Here is a 22287-nt window from a genome sequence, read left to right as displayed (position 1 = left end):
ATACCGACGATGTGGTAGCGCCGCAGATCAACGTGGCCAAGTCCGCGGTTGGTGTGTCAGGTCCGAGCGTTCTCGGCGTTTACACGGTCTCCTACACGATCACGGTGACCAATTCCGGCGCCGCGGCCGGCACTTATGGAGCATTGACCGATACCCCGATTTTTCCTGCCAACACCAACATCACCGGCATCGCCTGGACCACTTCCGGTGCGGGCGCTCCAGCCGGAGGTTCGTCGACGATCGACGGCCCTAACCAGCTGACCGGAACCGGCATAGCGATCGGAGCTGGCGTCACCCATACCTTCAACGTCAGCATTACCTACGTCTACACCAACGCTTCGGCTCCCACGACTTGCGCGGCCACTCCCACGCCGGGTAGCGGTCTGTACAACAACGCATCGCTGCCCACCGGTCAGGAAGCGGACACCAGCGACAACGCCACGTGCGTGAATCCGCCCGCCGTGCCCACAGTTTCGCTGACCATCGAAAAGACTGCCGGCACTCCTTCGGGCAGCAGCGCGGGCAGCACCATCGCCTACACCTTCGTGGTCACCAACACCGGCGCGGTGACGTTGAATGGAATTGCGGTAGTCGATACGCAGCTGGATGCGCCCGCCACTTGCGGCAGCACCACGCTGACTCCGTCCGCACCCGGCAACACGACCACTTGCACCGGTGTCCACACCATCACCGCTGGGGAAGCCGCCACCAGATCGGTGAGCAACAGTGCGACCGCTACCGGTTCGACCAGTGGCGGAATCGTAGTGACCAGCCCAGCGGACACCACGCTCACCACGCTGGTGCCCAGCGTCGACTTCTGCGCCGTCGATTCGATCTTCAACGTTACCCAGACGGTCACTGGACTCGGCGAGTTCTATCGCTACACCGTCGGCAGCGGCACGCCTGACGTCCTAGTGCCCGAGCTGACCTTGCCCGTCGCTCCCAACCTCAACGGGCTAATGGTGGATCCGGCGAACAGGCGGCTGCTATTCGTCAGCTATAGCGGCGGCCAGGCGACGCTGTACGCCTATGACGCCGCCAACGGCGGCTGGTACGTCGCTGCCGGTCCGATCACCACGCCCGATTTCCCGCGTGCGGCCATGAACCAGGCAGGTGTTGGTTACCTGGTGGCCGGCAATGGAAACAATCCCGCAGTCTGGCGATTGCAAGCTTCCGGCACTTTCAGCTACTCGCTGACTTCGTACGGAAGCCTGACCTACGATTTCGACCCCACCAATCCCAGTTCCGGCGACATCGCGTTCGATAACGCGGGCAATGGCTGGCTGACGGCGGGTGTGGATCTTTACAGGGTCGACTTCAGTTCGACATCGGTACAGGCCACCCGGCAACAGCGTCCGCTGCTCAACGGCGCACCCAGCACCCTGCAATGGGCGGGTGTGGCTTACGGCAACGACGGTCTCCTGTATGTCGCTACCAACACGAACCCCAGCAGGTATTTCCGTATCGATCTTGGCGCCGGTACGCTGACGCAGGTAGCGGCCACCGCGGCCAATCAGGCTCGCGACCTGGCCTCATGTTCTTTCCCCGCTGCCCCCACACCGGCACAGCTGCGGGTCGAAAAAACGCTGGCCCAGGTGAACGGTTCGGCCTATGTGGCAGGTGCTGCGGTTGCCGCTGGCGACACGCTCACCTATGAGATCGAAGTCACGCATGTCGGCGGCAGTCTCGCCGCGACCCTGTTCGTGGGCGATGTGGTGGAAACCCTGCCGGTCAACACCACGGCCATCGCTGCGGGCAATAACTTCACCTGCGCCGCGAGCAACTGCACCAACACCAATGCCGTGAACATTCCGGTGAGTGGCAGCGTCACGTTGAACTTCGTGGTGCAGGTCGTTACTCCCTTCCCGACCGGTGCTACTGCTTCCATCGTCAACGCGGTCGCCGTGGACGGAGTGAACTGTGCGGCTGTCGGCAACGACTGCGGCGAAACCACGCCTGTGGGACTGCCTGAGCTAACTATCGCCAAGACGGCAGGCACGCCCACTACGGCACAGGGCGCAAGCCCGACGTTGACCGATGCTGGCGACACGATCGCCTACAGCTTCCTGGTGAGTAACACCGGCAACACGCCACTGACCGCAGTGCTGGTGAGCGATGCGCAGCTCGACGCCGCGGCCACCTGCCCGACGACGACGCTGGCGGTGGGTGCCAACATGACCTGCACCGGCACGCACACGATCACCCAGGCCGAAGTGAACGCTGGCACGGCGAACAACAGCGCCACCGTTACCGGTACTCCGCCCTCGGGTCCGCCGGTGACTTCGCCGCCGTCCACCACGACCACGCCGATCACCACGACCTCGGCCCTAACCATCGCCAAGACTGCAGGTACGGCGACCACGGCGCTGGGTGCAAGCCCGACGCTGACCGACGCTGGCGACACGATCGCTTACAGCTTCCTGGTGACCAACACCGGCAACACGCCGCTGACGGCGGTATTGGTGAACGATGCGCAGCTCGACACCGCGGCCACTTGTCCGGCGGCGACGCTGGCGGTGGGTGCCAACATGACCTGCACCGGCACGCACACGATCACCCAGGCCGAAGTGAATAACGGCGCAGTGAACAACAGCGCCACGGCCACCGGCACGCCGCCGGCGGGTCCGCCGGTGACTTCGCCGCCGTCGACCACGACCACGCCGATCACTACGACGTCGGCCCTGACTATCGTCAAGACGGCAGGCACACCTACTACGGTGCTGGGTGCAAACCCGACGCTGACCGATGCTGGCGACACGATCGCTTACAGCTTCCTGGTGAGTAACACCGGCAACACGCCACTGACCGCAGTGCTGGTGGACGATGCGCAACTTGACGCCGCGGCCACCTGCCCGGCGACCACGCTCGCGGTGGGTGCCAACATGACCTGCACCGGCACGCATACGATCACGCAGGTTGAAGTGAATGCCGGCACGGCGAACAACAGCGCCACGGTTACCGGTACTCCACCGGTGGGTCCGCCGGTGACTTCGCCGCCGTCGACCACGACTACGCCGATCACCACGGCGCCGACTCTCACTATCGCCAAGACCGCGGGTACAGCGACCACAGCGCAGGGTGCAAGCCCGACGCTGACCGATGCTGGCGACACGATCGCTTACAGCTTCCTGGTAACCAACACCGGCAACGTAACCTTGACCGCTATCGCCGTCATCGATGCGATGCTGGATGCGCCCGCAATATGCGACGCAACCACGTTACTGCCGAGCGCCATCGCCACCTGTGCCGGTACGCATACGATCACCCAGGCCGAGGTGAACGCCGGCACGGTAAACAACAGCGCCACGGCGACCGGTACGCCGCCCTCGGGTCCGCCGGTGACTTCGCCGCCGTCGACCACGACCACACCGATCACTACGACTTCGGCCCTGACCATCGTCAAGACGGCAGGCACGCCCACTACGGCGCAGGGCGCAAGCCCGACGTTGACTGATGCTGGCGACACCATCGCTTACAGCTTCTTGGTGAGCAATGCCGGCAACACGCCGCTGACGGCAGTGTTGGTGAACGATGCGCAGCTCGACGCCGTGGCCACCTGCCCGGCGGCGACGCTGGCGGTGGGTGCCAACATGACCTGCACTGGCACGCACACGATCACACAGGCCGAAGTGAACGCCGGCGCGGCGAACAACAGCGCCACGGTTACCGGAACTCCACCGGTGGGTCCGCCGGTGACTTCGCCGCCGTCGACCACGACCACGCCGATCACCACGGCGCCTGCGCTGACCATCGTCAAGACGGCAGGAGCGCCGTCAGGTAACTCGGCCGGCAGCACGCTTGGCTATACCTTCGTGGTGACTAATACTGGCAATGTCACTTTGAGCGGCATCGTGATCAATGACGCGCAGTTGGATGCGCCCGCGGTTTGCGACGTAACCACGTTGCTGCCGGGCGCCATCGCCACCTGCACCGGCACCCACACGATCACCCAGGCCGAAGTGAATGCCGGCACGGTGAACAACAGCGCCACGGCGACCGGCACGCCGCCGGTGGGTCCGCCGGTGACCTCGCCGCCGTCCACGACGACGACGCCGATTACCACGGCGCCCGCGCTGACCATCGTCAAGACGGCAGGTACGCCATCGGGCAACTCGGCCGGCAGCACGCTGGGCTACACCTTTGTCGTAACCAATACCGGCAACGTGACTTTGACCGGTATCGCCGTGGTCGACGTGTTGCTGGATGCGCCCGCGGTGTGCGACGTAACCACGTTGCTGCCGAGCGCCATTGCCAACTGCACCGGAACGCATACCATCACCCAGGCCGAAGTGAATAGCGGCGCAGTGAACAACAGCGCCACGGCGACCGGAACGCCGCCGGTGGGTCCGCCAGTGACCTCGCCGCCGTCGATCACGACGACACCAATCACCGCGGCGCCTGCGCTGACCATCGTCAAGACGGCAGGCACACCCTCGGGCAACATCGCTGGCAGCACGCTGGGCTACACCTTCGTGGTGACCAATACCGGCAATGTCACCCTCAGCGGCATCGTGATCAACGATGCGCAGCTGGATGCGCCTGCGGTATGCAACGTAACCACATTGCTTCCGAGCGCCATCGCCACCTGCACTGGCACGCATACCATCACGCAAGCCGAAGTGAACGCGGGCGAGGTGAACAACAGCGCCACGGCGACCGGCACACCGCCGGTGGGTCCGCCGGTGACTTCGCCGCCTTCGATCACGACCACTCCCATCGCCGCCAACCCGGCGCTGACCATCGTCAAAACGGCAGGCGCGCCCTCGGGCAACACCGCCGGCAGCACGATCGGTTACACCTTCGCAGTAACCAATAACGGCAATGTCACCCTCAGCGGCATCGTGATCAACGATGCACTGTTGGACGCGCCTGCGGTGTGTGATGTAACCACGTTGCTGCCGAACGCTATCGCCACCTGTACCGGCACGCACACCATCACCCAGGCCGAAGTGAATGCCGGCGCGGTGAACAACAGCGCTACAACCACCGGCACGCCGCCGGTAGGTCCGCCGGTGACTTCGCCGCCGTCCACCACGACCACGCCCATCGCCGCCAACCCGGCGCTGAGCCTGCTCAAGACCGCCGGTGCGCCTTCAGGCAACCTCGCCGGCAGCACGATCGGCTACACCTTCGTGGCGACCAACACGGGCAATATCACTCTCAGCGGCATCGTGATCGACGATGCGTTGCTGGATGCGCCCGCGGTGTGCGACGTAACCACGTTGCTGCCCGGTGCCATCGCCACCTGCACCGGCGTCCACACCGTCACCCAGGCCGAAGTGGCCGCTGGCGTGGTGAACAACACAGCGACCGCCACCGGCACGCCGCCGACGGGTCCAGCCGTGCCTAGCAACTCGTCCACCACAAGCACTCCATTGTTGGCGGTCACGGTCTCCAAGACTTCCAATCCGGCCAGCGGTCAAACCGTGCAGCCGGGCGACACCATCAACTACACGCTGGCGGTGGTCGTGGCTAACGCCGCTACCACCTCTGCGCTGACGTTGACTGACACCTTGAGCGGCGATCAGACGCTCACCGGTCCTCTTCCGGCGGACTGCGCCGGCGGCGCCGGCGGACTGGTATGCACCTTGGCGGCCAACACGCAGCCGGGCAACTACAGCTTCACCTACACCACCACGGTGGACGCCGATGCGACCGGCAGGTTGGGCAACAACGTGGTGCCCACCGGCACCGACAATCCCACTTGCACCAACTGCAGCACCGAGCATCCGATCGCCGCATCGGTAGTGACCGTGGCCAAGATCTCCAACCCCGCGTCGGGTGCGGAAGTGGCGCCGGGCGACACCATCGCCTACACCGTGACTGTGACCGTGGCCAACTCCATTACCACCGGCGCGGTCACCTTGACCGATACGATCAGCGGCGACCAGACGCTTACTGGCGCACTGCCCGCCGGTTGCACGGCGAGCGGTGGCGGATTGGTGTGCACGTTGGCGGCTGGCGCGTTGCCGGGCAGCTATAGCTTCGCGTATTCCACGCACGTTGCCGCAGACGCCACCGGCACCCTCGGCAATGTGGTGGTCCCCAGCGGCGACGACGGCCCGACCTGCGTCAGCTGCAGCACCACCCATCGGGTCGTGGCGACCGCGATCACCGTGTCCAAGACGTCCAATCCGGCATCGGGCACTTCAGTGTCGGCGGGCGACACGCTGGCTTACACGCTGACGGTGACCGTGGCCAATTCGATCACCACCGATACGGTGACTTTGACCGACACGATCAGCGGCGACCAGATCCTCACCGGCGCGCTGCCGTCGGGTTGCGCGGCCAGTGCGAGCGGTCTGGTGTGCACGCTGCCGGCCGGCACGCTGCCCGGAACCTACACCTTTGCCTACGCCACCCTGGTGGATACCGATGCGACCGGCACGGTCGGCAATGCAGTGGTGCCCACTGGCGGCGATTCGCCGACTTGCGCGCTGGCCTGCAGCACCGAGCATCCGGTGTTGTCCGACTACCAGTTGCGCATCCTCAAGACCGTCGCCGTGCGCGAAGTGAAGATCGGCGATCTGGTGCGCTACACCCTGAGCGTGGAGAACGTGGGCAACGGCAGGTTGATCAACGGCAGCATCGTGGATACGCCGCCGCTCGGTTTCAGCTACGTGGAAGGTTCGCTGAGCGTGGTCGACGGCGACAGCCAGGCCACCGCAGTGGGCCAGAGTCCGTTGCGCTTCGAAGGCCTGGATATCGAACCCGGCCAGACCGCCACGCTGATGTATGCGATGCGCGTGGGCGCGGGCGTACGCCCGGGCGTGCAACGCAACCAGGCGCAAGCCTTTACCCAGACCGGCGCGCCGATCTCCAACAGCAGCACCGCTGCGGTCACCCTGGTGGCTGACGCGCTGGTCGATGACAGCCTGTTGATCGGCACCGTGTTCGACGATCGCGACGGCGACACCTGGCAGGACAGCGCGGCCTTGAGCGGCGTGCGTGTGCAGGGCGGTTTTGCGCCTGCAGCCTACGTAGCCAACTCGACCACCGTGGATCGTGGTGCGGGTGCGCAACCGCAGGCCGACGCCAGTTCGCCGCTGCTGCATGGCATCGACGTGGGCGCCATCGGTGCGCGCCAGTCGATAGCCGATCCGGTCGAACACCACCAGGTCGTGATCCGTCAGCGTCTGAGCCAGCCGGCCTTCACCGACGACTTCGTGCTGACCAGCGCGCAGGGCGTGACCGTGCGCATGGACGCCGCCGGCAACACCACGATGGAGAAGAGCGGCGAAGCGGCCAAGGGCCTCAACGCGGCCGAGCCGAAAGTGGAACGGCGCGTCGCGCAGGGCGAGGGCGGTTACGTGGTGGATTACGTGATCAGCAACTTCGGCATCGACGAGCGCGGCATTCCGGGCGTGCGTATCGCCTCAGTGGAAGGCTTGCTGATCGAAACCGACCAGTTCGGCCGCTACCACCTGGAAGGCATCGCCGGCGGCGACAGCGGCCGCGGCCGCAACTTCATCCTCAAGGTCGATCCCTCGACGCTGCCGGCCGGAACGGTATTCACCACCGACAATCCGCTAGTGCGCCGCATCACCCCCGGACTTCCGGTGCGTTTCGACTTCGGCGTCAAGCTGCCGGTCGAGGAAGTGCAGGGCGGCGAACAGCAGGTGGAGCTGGAACTGGGCGAAGTCATCTTCGCTCCGGGCAGCGCCAAGCTGCGCGATCAATACCTGCCGGTGATCGAACAAATCGCCGCCAAGGTGGTCGAGTATCGCGGCGGCGAAGTGCTGATCAGCGCCAATGGTGATACCGAAAGCCTGGCCTTCGATCGTGCCACGGCGGTGAAGAGCGCACTGATGAGCCACGTGCCCGCCAACATCGCCAAGGCATTGACGGTCAGCGTGCGCACCGAACTGGACGATCCATCGTCCCTGATCGTCGGCATTGCCGAAGGCGGCCCGCTGCTGGGCACGGTGCTGTTCGATACCGACAAATCGACGGTCAAGCCGCAGTTCCTGCCGATCCTGGACCAGGTGGCTGCCTATCTCGACGAGAAAGGAGGGGGAGCGATAGCGATCGTCGGCCATGCCGACCCGCGCGGTTCCGACGCCTACAACGTGGCGCTGGGCATGCGTCGCGCCAAGGCGGTCTACGAAGCGGTTGCGGCCAAGTTGAGTCCAGCAGTGCGCGCCAAGGTGCGTGTCGAATCCAGTAACGATCCGGCAGCCCCTGCCGGCACCGGCAAGTAAGGGGGCTGGATCATGAAGATGAAGATGAAACTACTCGACTACACCCTGATCAGCTTGCTGGCGGGAATGACGCCACTGGCGGTTGCGCAGCAGACGGCTCCGGCCGCCACCGACAAAATGGAAGGCGCCGCGCAGACGCCAGAAGTCAATTGCACCGACGCCGGTTGCAGTTCGCAGGACGGCCTGCTGTTCCGGTTGCGCACGCGCGGCGAACGCAAGCCGGTGGTCGCCGCCGGCGATGACGCGTCGTCGGAAACGCTGCAGCCCGATCGCCGCGTGACCGTCGCTCTGGAACAACCCGGCAAAGCCGTGGCCAAGGGCAAGTTCTCGATCCAGTTGGCCAATGGCGGCGCGATCTGGGCCACCGAAGATCCCGCGCTGGGCCAGCCCGAGCTGTCGATCTCGGCGCCCGGCATCGTGCCGTTCGACGGCACTGCCATCACCAAACCGGTGCAGTTCTATACGCGTAGCAACTACTCCACGTTCGTGAAGCGCTACGAGCTGACGATCTATCGCGCCAGCGACGCCGACCTGATCGATCCCATCGTCACGCTGCCGATGGACGTAGGCAACATCGTATCGGCCGAATGGGACGGAACGCTGCCAGCAAAATACCGTTTCCGCGCCGGCGACGAGCTGGTCTACGTGCTGCGCGCTTACGATGCCGACGGCAACTTCGACGAAACCTATCCCAACAAGTTGCAGCTGGTTTCGCCGGAAGAAGCCGAACGCGGCGGGCAGGCCCTGCGCGACACCACCGAGAAATATCTGGGTACCGCGCTGAGCATCGACCAGGCCCAGTCGCAAAGCCTGATCGATGAAGCCTTCGCCCAGAACGGGCTACGTCAGCAGAACATCCCGATCTACGGTTCGCGCATCCGCATCCAGGGCCGCAACCTGCCCCAGGGCTATGCGCTGAAGATCAACGGCGACAATTACCCGGTCGATATGGAACGCAAGTTCGTGGCCGAATATCTGGTTCCGGTCGGGCAGCATGCGTTCGACATCGAGATCCAGGGCGGTGCACCGCGCCTAGATGGTGCACCAGCGACCACGTCGCAGAATTCGACCGCCCACCACACGCTCAACGTGGATGTCACCGGCAAGTACTTCTTCGGCGTCGGTCTGGCCGATGTGACGATTTCGCAGAACAAGATCGGCGGTTCGGCCGATCCGTCGCTGGTGGACCCGCGCTACGACGACGATGTGATCAGCGATGGCCGTCTGGCTTTCTACGGAAAGGCCAAGTTCAAGGGCAAGTACCTGCTGACGGCGCAGGCCGACACCACCGAACGCGACCTGGAGCACCTGTTCGACGGTTTCACCAACGCCGACCCACAGGATGTCTTCCGCCGCCTCGACCCGGATCTTTACTATCCCGTCTACGGCGATGACTCCACGACCTATCGCGACGTGGACACCATGGGCCGTTTTTACCTGCGCATGGATTGGGACAAGAACCAGGCGCTGTGGGGCAACTTCTATACCGGCTTCACCGGCACTGAATACGCGCAATACGTGCGTTCGCTGTACGGCGCGGCGCTCAACTGGCGTTCGCGCGCGACCAATGCCTGGGGCGATCCGGGTACCGAAGTGCGCGCATTCGGCTCCGAGGCGCAGACCGCCCCGGGCCACAGCGAATTCATCGGCACCGGCGGCAGCCTTTATTATCTGAAGCATCAGGACGTGCTGCCGGGTTCGGACGTGGTGGTGTTGGAAATACGCGATCTGACCACCGGCCGCGTCGAAAACCGCATCCCGATGACCCGCGGCGCCGATTACGAAATCGACGAAATGCAGGGCCGCCTGCTGTTGACGCGTCCACTGCTGCAGATCACGCGCGACAACATCCCCACGCTGACCCGCGACACGCCGCTGGATGGTTTCGAGCAGCGACTGGTAGTGGACTACGAATGGGTGCCGTCCGGTTTCGATCCGGACGACGTCACTGCTGGCGTGCGTGCCAAGCACTGGTTCGGCGATCACATCGGCGTGGGGGCGACCTACGTCGACGAAAACCGCGCAGGCGAGGACTACACCCTGGCCAGCGGCGACATCACGTTGCAGGCGGGCAAAGGCACTTACCTCAAGGCCGAGTACACGCAGACCGAATCGTTCAGCGCACCGGTGTTCTTCTCCGACAACGGCGGTTTCACCTTCACTCAGCTCAACCCGGTCGGCCCGCGAGAAGGCCAGGCCAAGTCGGTCGAGGCCCGCGCCAATTTCAAGGAGTTGGGTTGGACCGAACAGGATTGGAGCGCCGGTGCGTGGTGGCGAGAAGTCGGCGCCGGTTACTCGATCAGCCGCTACGACAACGGCCTGGACATCACCGAAGTCGGCGCCGAAGTGTTGGGACAGTTCACGCCCAACGTCGGCCTGTATGCGCGCTTCAGCAAGGCCGAGCGCGGCCAAGAGACGCTGACCCAGGCGCAGATCACCGCCGAATGGCGCATCAGCGATCACAGTGCGCTTAGCGGCGAGATCCGTCGGGTCGAGGAAGACCGCTTAGTCGGAGATGTGGCCGGCACGCTCGGTGCGGTGAAGTACACCCATCGCTTCGGCACGTCGCTGGATGTCTACGGCACCGCACAGGTGACGCTGGATGACGACGGTGGCCAGTACGCGGACAACAATGCATTCACCCTGGGCGGCAAGTATCTGTTCGGCGATTTGTCGTCGGTCGGTGCGGAAGTCAGCACCGGCGACCGTGGCGACGCGGCCACGGTCAATGCGGAATACCGTCTGGCACCGGAGCATACGATCTACGGCGGCTACACCTATTCAACCGATACCACCGCCTACGACTCGCTCTTCAATCCAAACCGGCAGAACGGCTGGACGCTGGGCCAGCGCTGGCGTCTGTCGAACCAGGTCAATCTGTTCAACGAAAGCCAGTTCCTGAAAACCCCGAGCGAATCCGGCCTGGCCCATACCTTCGGCATGGATTTCTATCCGTCGCAGGGCTGGACCACCGGCTTCACCTTGCAGTCCGGCGAACTGACCGGTGCGCAGGGCGTGGTCGACCGGCGTGCGGTCAGCCTCAACGGCGGACGCACCTCGCCCGATACCGACTGGAACAGCAAGCTGGAATGGCGCAAGGACACCGGCGCCGAACAACGCGAGCAGTGGGTCAGCACCAACCGCTTCACCCACAAGTTCAACGAGAGCTGGCGCATCGCCGCTCGCCTGAACTACTCGGACACCGACGATGAGCTGGACCCGCAAGCCGGGGCCAAATTCATCGAAGGCAACGTCGGTTTCGCCTGGCGTCCGTGGAACAGCACTCGTTGGGGTGTGTTCGGCCGCTATACGTACCTGTACGACTTGTCCACGCTGGATCAGATCAATGGCGTCGACTACGACCAACGCTCGCAAGTGTTTTCGCTGGAAGGCGTCTACAAGCTGGACGCGCATTGGGAGTTCGCCGGCAAGGTTGCGCGGCGCGAGGGCGAGGTGCGTTTCGGACGCGGCATCGGCGCATGGACGGACTCGGCGACCACCTTCGCTTCCGGACAGATCCGTTACGAACTCCGCCAGCAATGGCACGCGCTGGCCGAGTACCGCTGGCTGGACGTGCGGGACGGCGGCACGCGCAGCGGCTACCTGGTCGGCTTGGATCGCGACATCAACAAGAACTTCCGCGTGGGCGTAGGCTATAACTTTACCGATTTCAGCGACGACCTCACTGATTTCGATTACGACCACAAGGGTTTCTTCATCAACATCGTGGGTAGCTATTGATGAATCAGAATTTCCGTAACCGCACCGTCCGAGCCTGCATGCGCAGCGGGCTGAACTCAAGCAGCCAATTTTTCTCTGGGCTGCTGGGCTTGGCCATGCTCTTCTGTTCTTCGCAGGCTGGTGCGCAAAACCTGATCGGAAATCCGGGTTTTGAAGTGAATCCTCCTCCGGCGTTCGGTAACAACATCGGTTACTCGATCGCCCCCTGGACGCTCGGTGCAGGCAACAGCTCGAATGTGGTCAAGGTGGATGGCGGGGCCACCTTCAACTACGGCACTAGCGGCCCCAGGCTGGACGCGGATCCCGCGACCGGCGTTGGCGTGCGACAGCACTATCTGGATATCGCCAGCGGCTCCAATGACTTCTACCAGTCGTTCATCGTACCGGCTTGCGGAGGAACGCAGCCGGGCGTGACTAGGCAGGCGACCTTTTCGGGCTGGTTCTCCACGCGCGACAATCTGTCAGCGGCAACGGCCAGTGTTTCCATCAGACAGGGCGTGGGCACGGCGGGCGCGCTGCTGGCGACCGCAAGCGCAAGCCTTCCGGCGCCGGTTTCCCCGGTGACTTCGGGCACCGCTCCTTGGGTGCAGGTATCGGGCGTCGTCAATATTCCTGCCGGAACCACGGTCTCCTATGTGGTGTCCATGGACAACAACGCGAACTTCGATCAGGCAGCCTTGAGCTTTTCAACCAACCAGTGCGTTCCCGCGCAGTTGACGCTCGTGAAAACGTGGTCGAACGCATCGGTAGGCGACGACGCCACGTTGACGATCTCGCGCGGCGGCACGGTGATCGATACGCTGGTCTCCGACGCGAGTACGTCAAACGAAACCGATACCGACAGCACTCCGATAACCGTCTACGGCGGAGAAACGCTTGTTCTAGCCGAAACTTTGGCGGGGTCGAATGTCGGTTTGTACAACGGTGTATTGACCTGCACGGGCGACGGGGTATTGAGCGGCAACACCTTGACCGTGGGCAGCACTGGTACCGCCGTTGTCTGCAGATATACCAACACCCGTAGGGTTGCTGGCCTAACGATCACAAAGACGAATACGCCGGGTGCGAATGGAGACATCGACCAGGCTAACGACACGGTGATCAGGAGCGTTCCCACCACCTACAGTATTGTGGCAACCAACACCGGTCCGGACGCGGCGGATAACGCAATGCTGCGGGATCCAGTTTCGACCGGCCTTACCTGCACCACAGCGAACTGCGTGGTGACTACGGGAGCTGCGGCCTGTCCTTCTGTAACCGGCCCAGCTCTGGTTACGGCATTGCAGTCGACAGCGGGTGTGGCGATTCCGGCGTTGCCGGCGAACAGTTCGATTACGGTGACTTTGACCTGCACAGCGCAATAGTCGAGGTCAGGAGCTCACCCTGCCTCGCTATCGAGATCTGATTCTTCTCATCGGCAAGATATGGGTACTCTCTAACAGGAGGCGTGAAGCTAGTATCTGCGCGGAGATTCTCAGAGTTACCCCAAATGTTGCCCCCAGTGATGGACTTGATCGAAACCTATATCTTTCAATAACTTAAAGTGGCGTGTGTGCAACTTGTGTGCACACGTTTTTTAGAATTCGGCGCGCTTCCTTGCAGAGGCGTCCAACGAGTGAAAGATTTAACGCGTAGGTGGACGCGGCCAGATGATTCTCTCAAGTCGAGACCGCTTTTCGCGAGTTGGCTTATGCAGGGGGTAGAGCACGCCAATGGCTGAAAACAAGACCAGGGCCACAGAGAAAGCGTGGATGCTTACATCACTTCGAGTGCCAACGACCAACAGGCTGCGGATTGCCGTGTACTGATGGCGCTATTCAAGAAGCTCACCAAGCAACCGCAAAAGATATAGGGCCTATCTTCGCCCTGACTGCACAGCGATCTAACTTTGAATTGAGGGGGCAAGCTAATGTCTAAACCGATTTGCTCCATGACCGGGCGAGAGTTTGAGCACGGCGATGGGATTTGGGACGATGGGGAATGGATTAGTTGGGAGTGGATCAATACCCAGCTCGAAGACGAACCACTCGATTCACTGTGCGAAATAGAGCACGCACCGAGCCGAGAAGAGTTTCCATATCGGATACTTGAGCATACCGAAATATTTTACGAACTGGTGTCGCTGGCCGAACGCTACTACGAAAACACGGGCAGATACCTGCAGGTGTGGGGCGAGCTTGGCGAGATGTACGCAGAAATAGAGTTCGGTCTAAGGCGCCACGCCAGTATGCATCCAGGCTCGGATGGCACCATCCGTGGTGAGCTTGTAGAGGTGAAGACCATTTCGCCAGAGAAGGCAAGCGACCGCGTCGTTGTGAAGCGTTGTGGAGATTTCTCGAAGCTATTGATTGTGAAAATAGATCGGGATTTTCAGTTCCAGGCCAAGCTGTTCGACAGATCCAGCTTAAGAGGCGGTGTGGGCCCTTACTACAAGGCTAGATTCTCCACACCCGAGTCCAGCTGACAATATGGCAGGCGCCAAGAATGAGCAGCCGAAGAAGGTACTCGTGACCAGAAAGCTTCTGGTTTACCTGGATAGCAGCGACTACTCTGTCCTTTCAGATCCGAAAAGAATGTCGGCCGAGGTCGAATCTGTCCTTGCGCGTCTCGAACAATTCAAAAAGGAAGGCAGGGTTAGTTTCGTCTATTCGGGCGCTGCAATCTGCGAGATGGCGCCGCAAGAGGCCACCCATGCGACCTACGCCGAGGATCGTGCGAACCTGCTGTCCAAACTCTGCGACCGCAATGCGCTGGTATCGTTCGACAGACTGATCGCAGGGGAGGCCGCCCAGGTCGGTGCTTCCGAGCCGCTACCGTTTATCCCCCTCTCGGAAGACGGCGACTGGTTCCCCGAGATGAAGGGTTTAATTTCACCCGTCGATCTTGTGCAAGTATTTCGTCAGAAAATGACTTCGCTGAAAGCAGGGTTGAACCGCAAGCAAAGGAGAGCCGCCGAGTCCAGCACTTTCAGGCGCGGCAGCTTGCGTGGGTCCGCGCGTGACTCGCTGTCGGACTCCAAAAACCAGCGTGGCTTCGACGAACTGCTGGCCGCTTATCCCATGCGCCCCGGTGCGGCACGCATCCTTTGGAACCACGTGGCCGGGACAGCAACCAAGAAGCAAGCGGAGGATGCATTCCTGGAAAGTTTGAGAGACCCCAAATGGATGATGAGCTGGTTTCACAACCATCACGACACGCTGTCACCAGTAGTCACGTGGTTGCGCGGGCCATCGGTAAAGGCAGCAGGTGTGGTAAGAGAAGCTGCGACCAAGCTGCGTGCAATTCGAAAGGGCGGTGATTCGGAGGAGCAGGCTCGTCTGATAAAGGAGTGGCGACCCGAGTTGATCGAGTCGGTCTGGTCCGCCATCGTGGAGCGTTCGGCGGGCAGCGACCAGACGCCAGGCATCGCGGCAATTGAAGAACGCTCAGCGGGGTTGAACGTCATGCTCAATGCCTACTACACGGTGTTCGCGGATGCGGCCTTGACGGAAAGAGAGCCAAAGGACAGTGATTTCGCCGACATGATGCACGCAGCCTACTCGCCTTACGTGGACATCTTCAGAGCGGATCGGTATATGGCGCCTCACGTGCAGAGGATCGTCACGCGCTACGGCACGAAGGTGGTGTCCAGACTAACTGAGTTGCCGCGGAGTATTGAGACGGCGCTGCGGTCGAGTTCCGGAATCTCACAGTAGCCTTGCTTGCGACCCATGGCCCGGAACCATCTCAGAGTCAAATAGCCGCCCAATGTTGCAGAACTTGGCTTGCTAGCGACAAGGCACAATTGTCGCTACCCACCTTATTGCGCGAAAGAATCGAACTGGCGATTTTCCCTGAGCCTCGGCAAACTTGCGCAGACCGCAAATCATCAGTGCGACAGAAAGGCGCAGGTCTACGACGTCAGAAGAGGTAGGGTTATAGCCCTGCAATCCGCGTAAGTCGTCTGCAGACTGAGGCATTCTAGCTATCTCGGCAAGCAGCCACAGATCAACGCATGCGCCGCCTAATGCGGGCTTGCGTATCTTCCCTACTGGCCTCTGCTTCGTAGGTTCTCGCCATCCCCATCAGGAGTTCCGATGCGACAAAGGGATGCGAGTACTGAAGCTCGTTTGCCCACGCACGATACTTATCGGCTAGCCCACGCTCCTGATCGCCACCTTCTCCGCGCCAAATCGCGCCACGGGAGTTATAGAGGCCTGTATGCGCGCCTCGCATTATGGCCCTGGAGTGAATGTCCTCCAGAACCTGCCGCACTGGCACGCAAGGCCACACACCGTCATCTCCTACCTCCGCAGTGGAAAGTAGTTTGCCGATGCAGATGTCGCCCACTTCCAATCTCGCGATTTGCGAGCAAGCTTCTCTCACTGCCTTTACCCAGGCACCGAGTCTTTTTTCCTCCAACTCTCCCAGATCATCTTGCCCTGGAACCCGGCTCAGACCCTCAAGGAGTTTGTATCCGCGCTTTGCAAAGTTCTTGACGAGGTCCGGAGCGACCTGGAACTCCTCAGGATCCTTTCCTTCGTCGTCTCGGCGGTAGGCCCACGCAACAGCATGTACAAACACCTCAGGATGCAGCTCCACATACCTTTCCAGGTTCGGGATGCCATATCCTTCTCGCTGGCTCCAAGGCCTCGATAGCGCATCAATGTAGCCGAGTTCAAGAACGGCCTTCTGTTCTACTGTCAGACCCGGATTCTTGTCGAGCAGAACGAATGCCCGCTCGAGGTAGTGCTGGTCCATCTGATACTCGCCGGGCCTATCCTGTCCTTCCTTCAACATGTCGACCATCAACTGGTACAGCAACTCTGGAGCGAGGATCTCCATATGGATATGGATCGCTGCGAACGCGGCGCGAGGACGTTCGGCAACGAGAAGACGTTGCACTGCCTCGTTGGTTTCTTCCTCGGGGCTCCAGTCCGGCACCACATTCTTCCAATAGACCTTTCGATCCGCCTCTTCCAGATCATCGACGAATCGCCAAGAACTTCGTCTAAAAGGCGTCAGCAGCAGCAGCTGGACAAGGTGAGCAGCTGGAATCTCGCCCTTCATGTTCTCAATTGCCCGAACGCGATCCTCATCCTCAATCGATCGAAGTGCGCCCGCGATAACTTCCTTCCTTGCCCACGACAGGCTTTCAACCGAAGAGCTAAGCGCAGAAAGCAGGAAGGCGGGAACGGCTGAAGTAGATAGCAGTTCAGCACCTAAGTATCGTCCAACCAGAGACGGCGCTTTCCCCATCTCAGCAAGTTTCAGGACTCCGGAAATGCCCTTGGCATCAAGTATTTCCTTCAGCGCCTCTGTCCGAAGTTTGGCGATACGCGCTTCGCGCTTGTGATAATCGTGGTCATCGTCCTGAAGCTCGTCTGCCGATTCTTCCACCCAGTGCTGGCGAAACAGCCATTCGTGCTTGTTCAGCAGGTCGGAAGGCTCCAAAGCCTTGTAAGTAATTTTCGCCTTTGCCGACAACTGGGGGAAGTTCTGTTCCTTTGATCTCCTTGCACCACGTCGCGACATTACCGTCACCCGCACTTTCTCGCGTACAAAGGCCTTGTCGGCATCTGATGCATCCGCATCTGCCCAGACCTTGATCAAACCCCAGACCTGGGATTGATACTCATCCGACATACCGGGCAAGTTGTGGATCAGATCGCAAAGCATTTCCTTTGAATGCCCTGTCTTCCAGTTAATGGCCATCTCGAGCATTTCCCGCTTGAAATCAAAAACAGGCCCCCAGGTACCGAATGGCTCTCCAGATCCGTAAGCATCGTTCCTCCATGTCGGCTTATGGCTGTAAGTTCCTATCTTGCTAGAAGTATCGAATTGAGAGACGCATATTCTCCACGCCACCTTGGGGTGCTTTTCCGCGATCTTCTTAACAACCTTCACACGTGTCGCGTGATCCGCCGTGGTCTGCGGCATCCATGAGCAAACAATGGAATCGAGAGAACTGAAAGGTTTGTTGCTCAGGTTATCCTTGATGTCTATTTCCGCCAGTTGGGCGAGAATCAGAGCGACGCGTGGTAGCGTTTCAACGTTCCATGCCAGTCCCTCAAGCGCCCAGAGCAGTCCCGACCGCCTGGAGCCACCGAACATCCCCGTGTCGACGGGCTTCAACAAACCGTAAGTCTCTGGCTCTGGCGTCTTCAGATCCTCTTCCAAGATCGACAGAAATCTGTCGGGCGCCGCCTCAGAGTAAGCAGATAGATTCCGGTCGTTTGCTTCGAGAATGCGTGTTTTCAGGGGGGTGAGCAGATCTTCGACAAGATGCGAGGCGGCGGCGTCGCAATTGAATCCAAGTCGATCCTGGAAAAGGTGGTTCCCGTGAACAGCCAGAAGTACCAAGGTTTCAGAAACACCATCGCGTATGGCCGCGGAGAACTCGCGGGACTTGCCGTGGATGGCGGCCGCCCAGCGCTCTTCTTCCGGGAGATCCAGGCTGGGGTCGTCTTCCCCTAGCACCCGCTTTGCGACGGAGAAGAAACGCTGAAGATCCTGCCTTGTGATTGATCCCGCAATGGAGAACAGGAGATCAATCTTGGAGGCCACGCCTCTGGATGTTCCGACTGACCAGAGGGGAGGATCGTCCAACGAAACTAGTCGCTGGCATTCCTTCTCCAGCTTTTCGTATGAACTTTCATCCGCCAACAAGGCCAGCACGGTCTGGTCTGCGGTGTTTGCTGAACTCCACGCCCCGGCAAAAAGAAAGGGAACCAGACTGGATGCGATATCGGGATCTTCGGCCCATGCTGGCGTACGGACGGCCGCTACGTTTGCAATCCGCCGCCGCAGGATGGTAAGCGAACGACCCGATTCGTTTATGTACCTCGTTACATCGTCCCGCCCGAGTTTCATCTCCTCAAGAGCCGAACGAAAGGCGTCGTAGTTGAGCGGTTCGAGCACAACGTCCGGTGTCACGTTAGCTGCATTACGTGGATAGATCACGATGGTGTGCATTGATCGCGCAAGCGAAGCAAGCTCGCGTTCCACCTGGCGACTGGTCGCAACAGGTATGAAATCCTTGGTGCCTTGTGCCAGTTTCGGCAAGCTGCCAGGCTGGTCAAACACCAAGACACGATCACGGTACTTTGCGAGCTCGACGCCGCCGGCGGGCCCAAATATCTGTGATAGGAAGGCGAGCCCCTCTTCCACAGAATCCGCTGCTATCGAAATCGGACCATCAGGGTCTTTTGTGAGCCGGGAAGCCACGGTACGTTTGGAGGCCTCGATGGCGGGTAGGAATAGCGAACCGACCAAGGGCGGATTAGTCACATTGGCCCAGTCATCCCAACATTTATCGAGCGACCAGACATCGGCAGAAGGGCGAAGCGTTTCGTTTGCAAACCAGGTTTGGCCTGCCAGCGACTGCTCCAGCCACTGTTCCAGGTCACTCGAGTCATAGGCGCGAACGTCTTTCCACTGCTTCTTGGCCTTAGCCTTCTGCAGCCAATCCTTCTTTTCCGCCCAGTATCGAGGCGTTACAAAAACAAAGGTGGTCTGCCCCCGATCCTCTTTGCTGACGGCTTTGATGCTTTTTGCGAAATCATCGTCCGCTTTGCGGTTGATGTCCTTATTGGTTCCAAATTCCCAACCAGAGATGCCTTCCGGTAGCCATTGGGTTGCTTCCTTGGACTCGATGTAGCCGTCCCATCCAGGCCTCTCGGCATCATCGTTTCCCGGAAAATCTATCTTGGTAATGGACCTGCTCGTCGAGTTCGCAAGCGTACGAAGCAGAACCGAAAATCTTGAGCGAGGAGTAATTGCACGGTTTACCCAGGTCTCTAAGTCGTTTCCTTTTATGCCTAGGAAGGGCACTACATAGGGAACGGCGTTGGCGGGAGGCGCTTTGGCTTTCGCTTCTGCCGCATCGAATGCAGATTGCATATCGAGCAGGGTTCTGGCTGACACCCCGAAAGCGACTTCGATACGAGACGCCATCTCCGGCGTGGCCGCAACGTGACCGTGAAGAAAGTTGGAGAACGCTGGTCGGCCTACCCCCACAAGCTTCGCTGCGGCCAGGACTGACAACTTTTTCGGGGCCAGGATGGATTCCCGGATGTATTGCCCGGGATGGATGGCGGAAGAGCCAGCAGCGGGGGAGTTGTTTGCCGAATGCTTTGACATGAGGCCTGGCCAAATAAACTGGCTAGGACTGTAGCCTGTTGCGATACACAATACAATATTCCGGTAAATCGGCTAATGGGGTCGATCGCGGGTTGCTTTCGCTGGAAGATTGACCCGGAACGTCTAAGTCCTACTGAGCAAGGGCGGTATGAGCCATAACCGATAAATCTATTTTATTAGATTTAGCACATAAATTGAGAATATGCGCCAAATACGATATTGACGGTTTATCGGGAGTGGCACATAGTGCCTCGAAAGGAGGCAACCATGCATGACCTTGCCCGCACACCAAAACAGATTGGCACCACTATTCGCAGAAATCGCAAGCGCCTTGGCCTGAGCCAGAGCGCGCTGGGCGACCGCGTCGGCTTGCGACAGGAAACGATCTCGCTGATCGAGACCGGCAATCCGGCGACTCGTTTGGACACCATGCTAGCGGTGCTGGCCACGCTCGACTTGGAGCTCAGGATCGCCGTCCGCAGCCGTAGTCCGGACCCCCAGGACCTAGTTGGATAATGGCCAGGGCCCGCCGCCACCCACCGCTGCGCGTTTACCAGAACGATCGTCTGGTCGGACACCTGATCAAGGAGCCTAGCGGCGCGATCGAGTTCCGCTACGACAGAGAGTGGTTGGACCGAAGCAATGCCTTTCCCGTCTCACTGTCGCTCCCACTCCGTGAGGACTCATGGCGGGGCGAGCCCGTCACAGCCGTGTTCGAGAACCTCCTGCCGGACTCAGCGGACCTAAGAAAGCGGGTGGCCGAGAAGGTCGGCGCTGCCGGTTATGACGCCTATAGCCTCTTGGCAGAAATTGGCAGGGACTGTGTCGGTGCCCTGCAATTCATTGCTGGTGACGCCGTGGAGCCGGAAGCCACGACGAAGATCTCCGGAGAGCAGGTCGACGATGACGCCATCGAAAGGCTGCTCAAGTCACTGGCGCAAGCGCCTCTGGGCCTAAGCCGAGACGACGATTTCAGGATCTCGGTTGCGGGTGCTCAGGAAAAGACCGCGCTGCTCCGGAGTGACGGCCAATGGATCAAGCCATTTGGGACCACGCCGACCACGCATTTGTTCAAGACGCAAATCGGCGAGTTGCCCAATGGCATCGACCTTTCTAATAGCGTCGAGAACGAGTTCTATTGCCTCAAGTTGCTCAAGCACCTTGGCCTGCCCGTCAATCACGCCGAGATCATGACGTTTGGCCAGACTAAGGCGCTGGTCATCGCGCGGTTCGACCGGGTCTGGAGTGGGGACCGCTTGATCCGCCTACCGCAGGAGGATTGTTGTCAGGCATTGTCCGTGCCGCCATCACGTAAGTATCAGAACGAGGGTGGCCCAGGCTTAGCGATGATTGCGAACCTGCTCATGGGCGCCGACTCACCGGCCGACGATCAACGCACCTTGTTTCAGGCGCAACTTGTCTTCTGGCTGATTGGCGCGACGGACGGACACGCCAAAAACTTCAGCATCTTCCTGCATCCTGGTGGGGGCTACGCGCTGACGCCACTCTACGATGTGTTGACCGCTCAACCGAGCCTTGATGCACGCCAGATCGAGCGCAAGCAGATGAAGCTCGCCATGTCGGTCGGCCACAACAATCATTACCGCATCGACGAAATACAAACCAGACACTTCTTTCAGACGGGAGAGGCGGCGGACCTTTCGCGCTCGTTAGTCCGGGGCGCTGTCGAGGACGTTGCCACTCGCATCGATGATGCCCTCACATCGCTCGAAGCCGAACTGCCTGCGGATTTCCCGCAAGCACTACATGAGTCCGTTAGTGGTGGCGTACAGGCCAGAATGCGTGTGTTGCTGGCAGGTCTTGAAAAATGACGTCAGCAACTTTGGCCATTCCGGGTCCTTCTCCACGGATCAATTAGCCGCCGCGTGGTAGTGGCTTGGCAACGACAAGGCGAGGCCAGTGGTCACGACTTAAGAATTCGCTCCCCATCGGGGTTCAAGCACGCGACTCCCACCGTAAATAATTCACAGTGATGCCCGCGGTCTCGATTTGCTTGCCCGCCATAATCCGGTGGTCACTATGGTTGGGCTTGCTTATGGTTCGGGTGTAATGTGAGGACGTAGGTGTGGCAGGGACTGAAACACACTGAAGCTTGTTTGATGACGGGTTACTTTTGCTGATCCCAAGCTTCTTGTTTGCGTGCGTACTTCGCGCTGATTGGCATCTGTCAGTCGACTGACGTCGGAGGGCGCGGATCGAATCG

The 22287-nt window shown here is 60.6% G+C and carries 8 protein-coding genes; 7 read left to right on the top strand and 1 reads right to left on the bottom strand.

Features of this window, described 5'->3' with window-relative positions; all coding sequences use genetic code 11:
- The first annotated feature begins 32 nt into the window (after nucleotides 1–32).
- From J2W94_RS08090 to J2W94_RS08070, 5 genes are all read left to right on the top strand, one after another.
- Nucleotides 33–8201 (top strand): DUF7507 domain-containing protein, encoded by an 8169-nt coding sequence (locus tag J2W94_RS08090; RefSeq protein WP_310092005.1) that lies wholly within the window; start codon nucleotides 33–35, stop codon nucleotides 8199–8201.
- 18 nt (nucleotides 8202–8219) lie between these two features.
- Complete coding sequence (locus J2W94_RS08085) at nucleotides 8220–11942, top strand: hypothetical protein (protein WP_310092002.1); 3723 nt, start codon at nucleotides 8220–8222, stop codon at nucleotides 11940–11942.
- Nucleotides 11942–13306, top strand: a complete 1365-nt coding sequence (locus tag J2W94_RS08080; protein ID WP_310092000.1) for a hypothetical protein — start codon at nucleotides 11942–11944, stop codon at nucleotides 13304–13306. Before J2W94_RS08085 ends, J2W94_RS08080 begins: the two co-directional genes overlap by 1 nt.
- 545 nt (nucleotides 13307–13851) lie before the next feature.
- Complete coding sequence (locus J2W94_RS08075) at nucleotides 13852–14406, top strand: hypothetical protein (protein ID WP_310091999.1); 555 nt, start codon at nucleotides 13852–13854, stop codon at nucleotides 14404–14406.
- 4 nt (nucleotides 14407–14410) lie between these two features.
- A complete protein-coding gene (locus J2W94_RS08070; RefSeq protein WP_310091997.1) occupies nucleotides 14411–15637 on the top strand; it encodes a hypothetical protein in 1227 nt (408 codons plus the stop codon).
- A 292-nt stretch (nucleotides 15638–15929) separates the two neighbouring features.
- Here J2W94_RS08070 and J2W94_RS08065 read toward each other — a convergent pair whose 3' ends face one another.
- Complete coding sequence (locus J2W94_RS08065; RefSeq protein ID WP_310091995.1) at nucleotides 15930–20063, bottom strand: HigA family addiction module antitoxin; 4134 nt, start codon at nucleotides 20061–20063, stop codon at nucleotides 15930–15932.
- A 267-nt stretch (nucleotides 20064–20330) separates the two neighbouring features.
- Between J2W94_RS08065 and J2W94_RS08060 the strand changes: the two genes are divergently transcribed.
- Nucleotides 20331–20579, top strand: coding sequence for a helix-turn-helix transcriptional regulator (locus J2W94_RS08060; protein WP_310091993.1), 249 nt, complete (start codon nucleotides 20331–20333; stop codon nucleotides 20577–20579).
- The gene (locus tag J2W94_RS08055) at nucleotides 20579–21895 is read left to right on the top strand and encodes a type II toxin-antitoxin system HipA family toxin (RefSeq protein ID WP_310091992.1); all 1317 of its coding nucleotides are present in this window, start codon (nucleotides 20579–20581) and stop codon (nucleotides 21893–21895) included. Before J2W94_RS08060 ends, J2W94_RS08055 begins: the two co-directional genes overlap by 1 nt.
- Nucleotides 21896–22287 lie beyond the last annotated feature (392 nt).

This window comes from Pseudoxanthomonas sacheonensis (genome assembly GCF_031455975.1).
GTDB classification, from domain to species: domain Bacteria; phylum Pseudomonadota; class Gammaproteobacteria; order Xanthomonadales; family Xanthomonadaceae; genus Pseudoxanthomonas_A; species Pseudoxanthomonas_A sacheonensis_A.
Note: the sequence above shows the minus strand (reverse complement) of the source record. Positions and strands in the feature narration are given on the sequence as shown.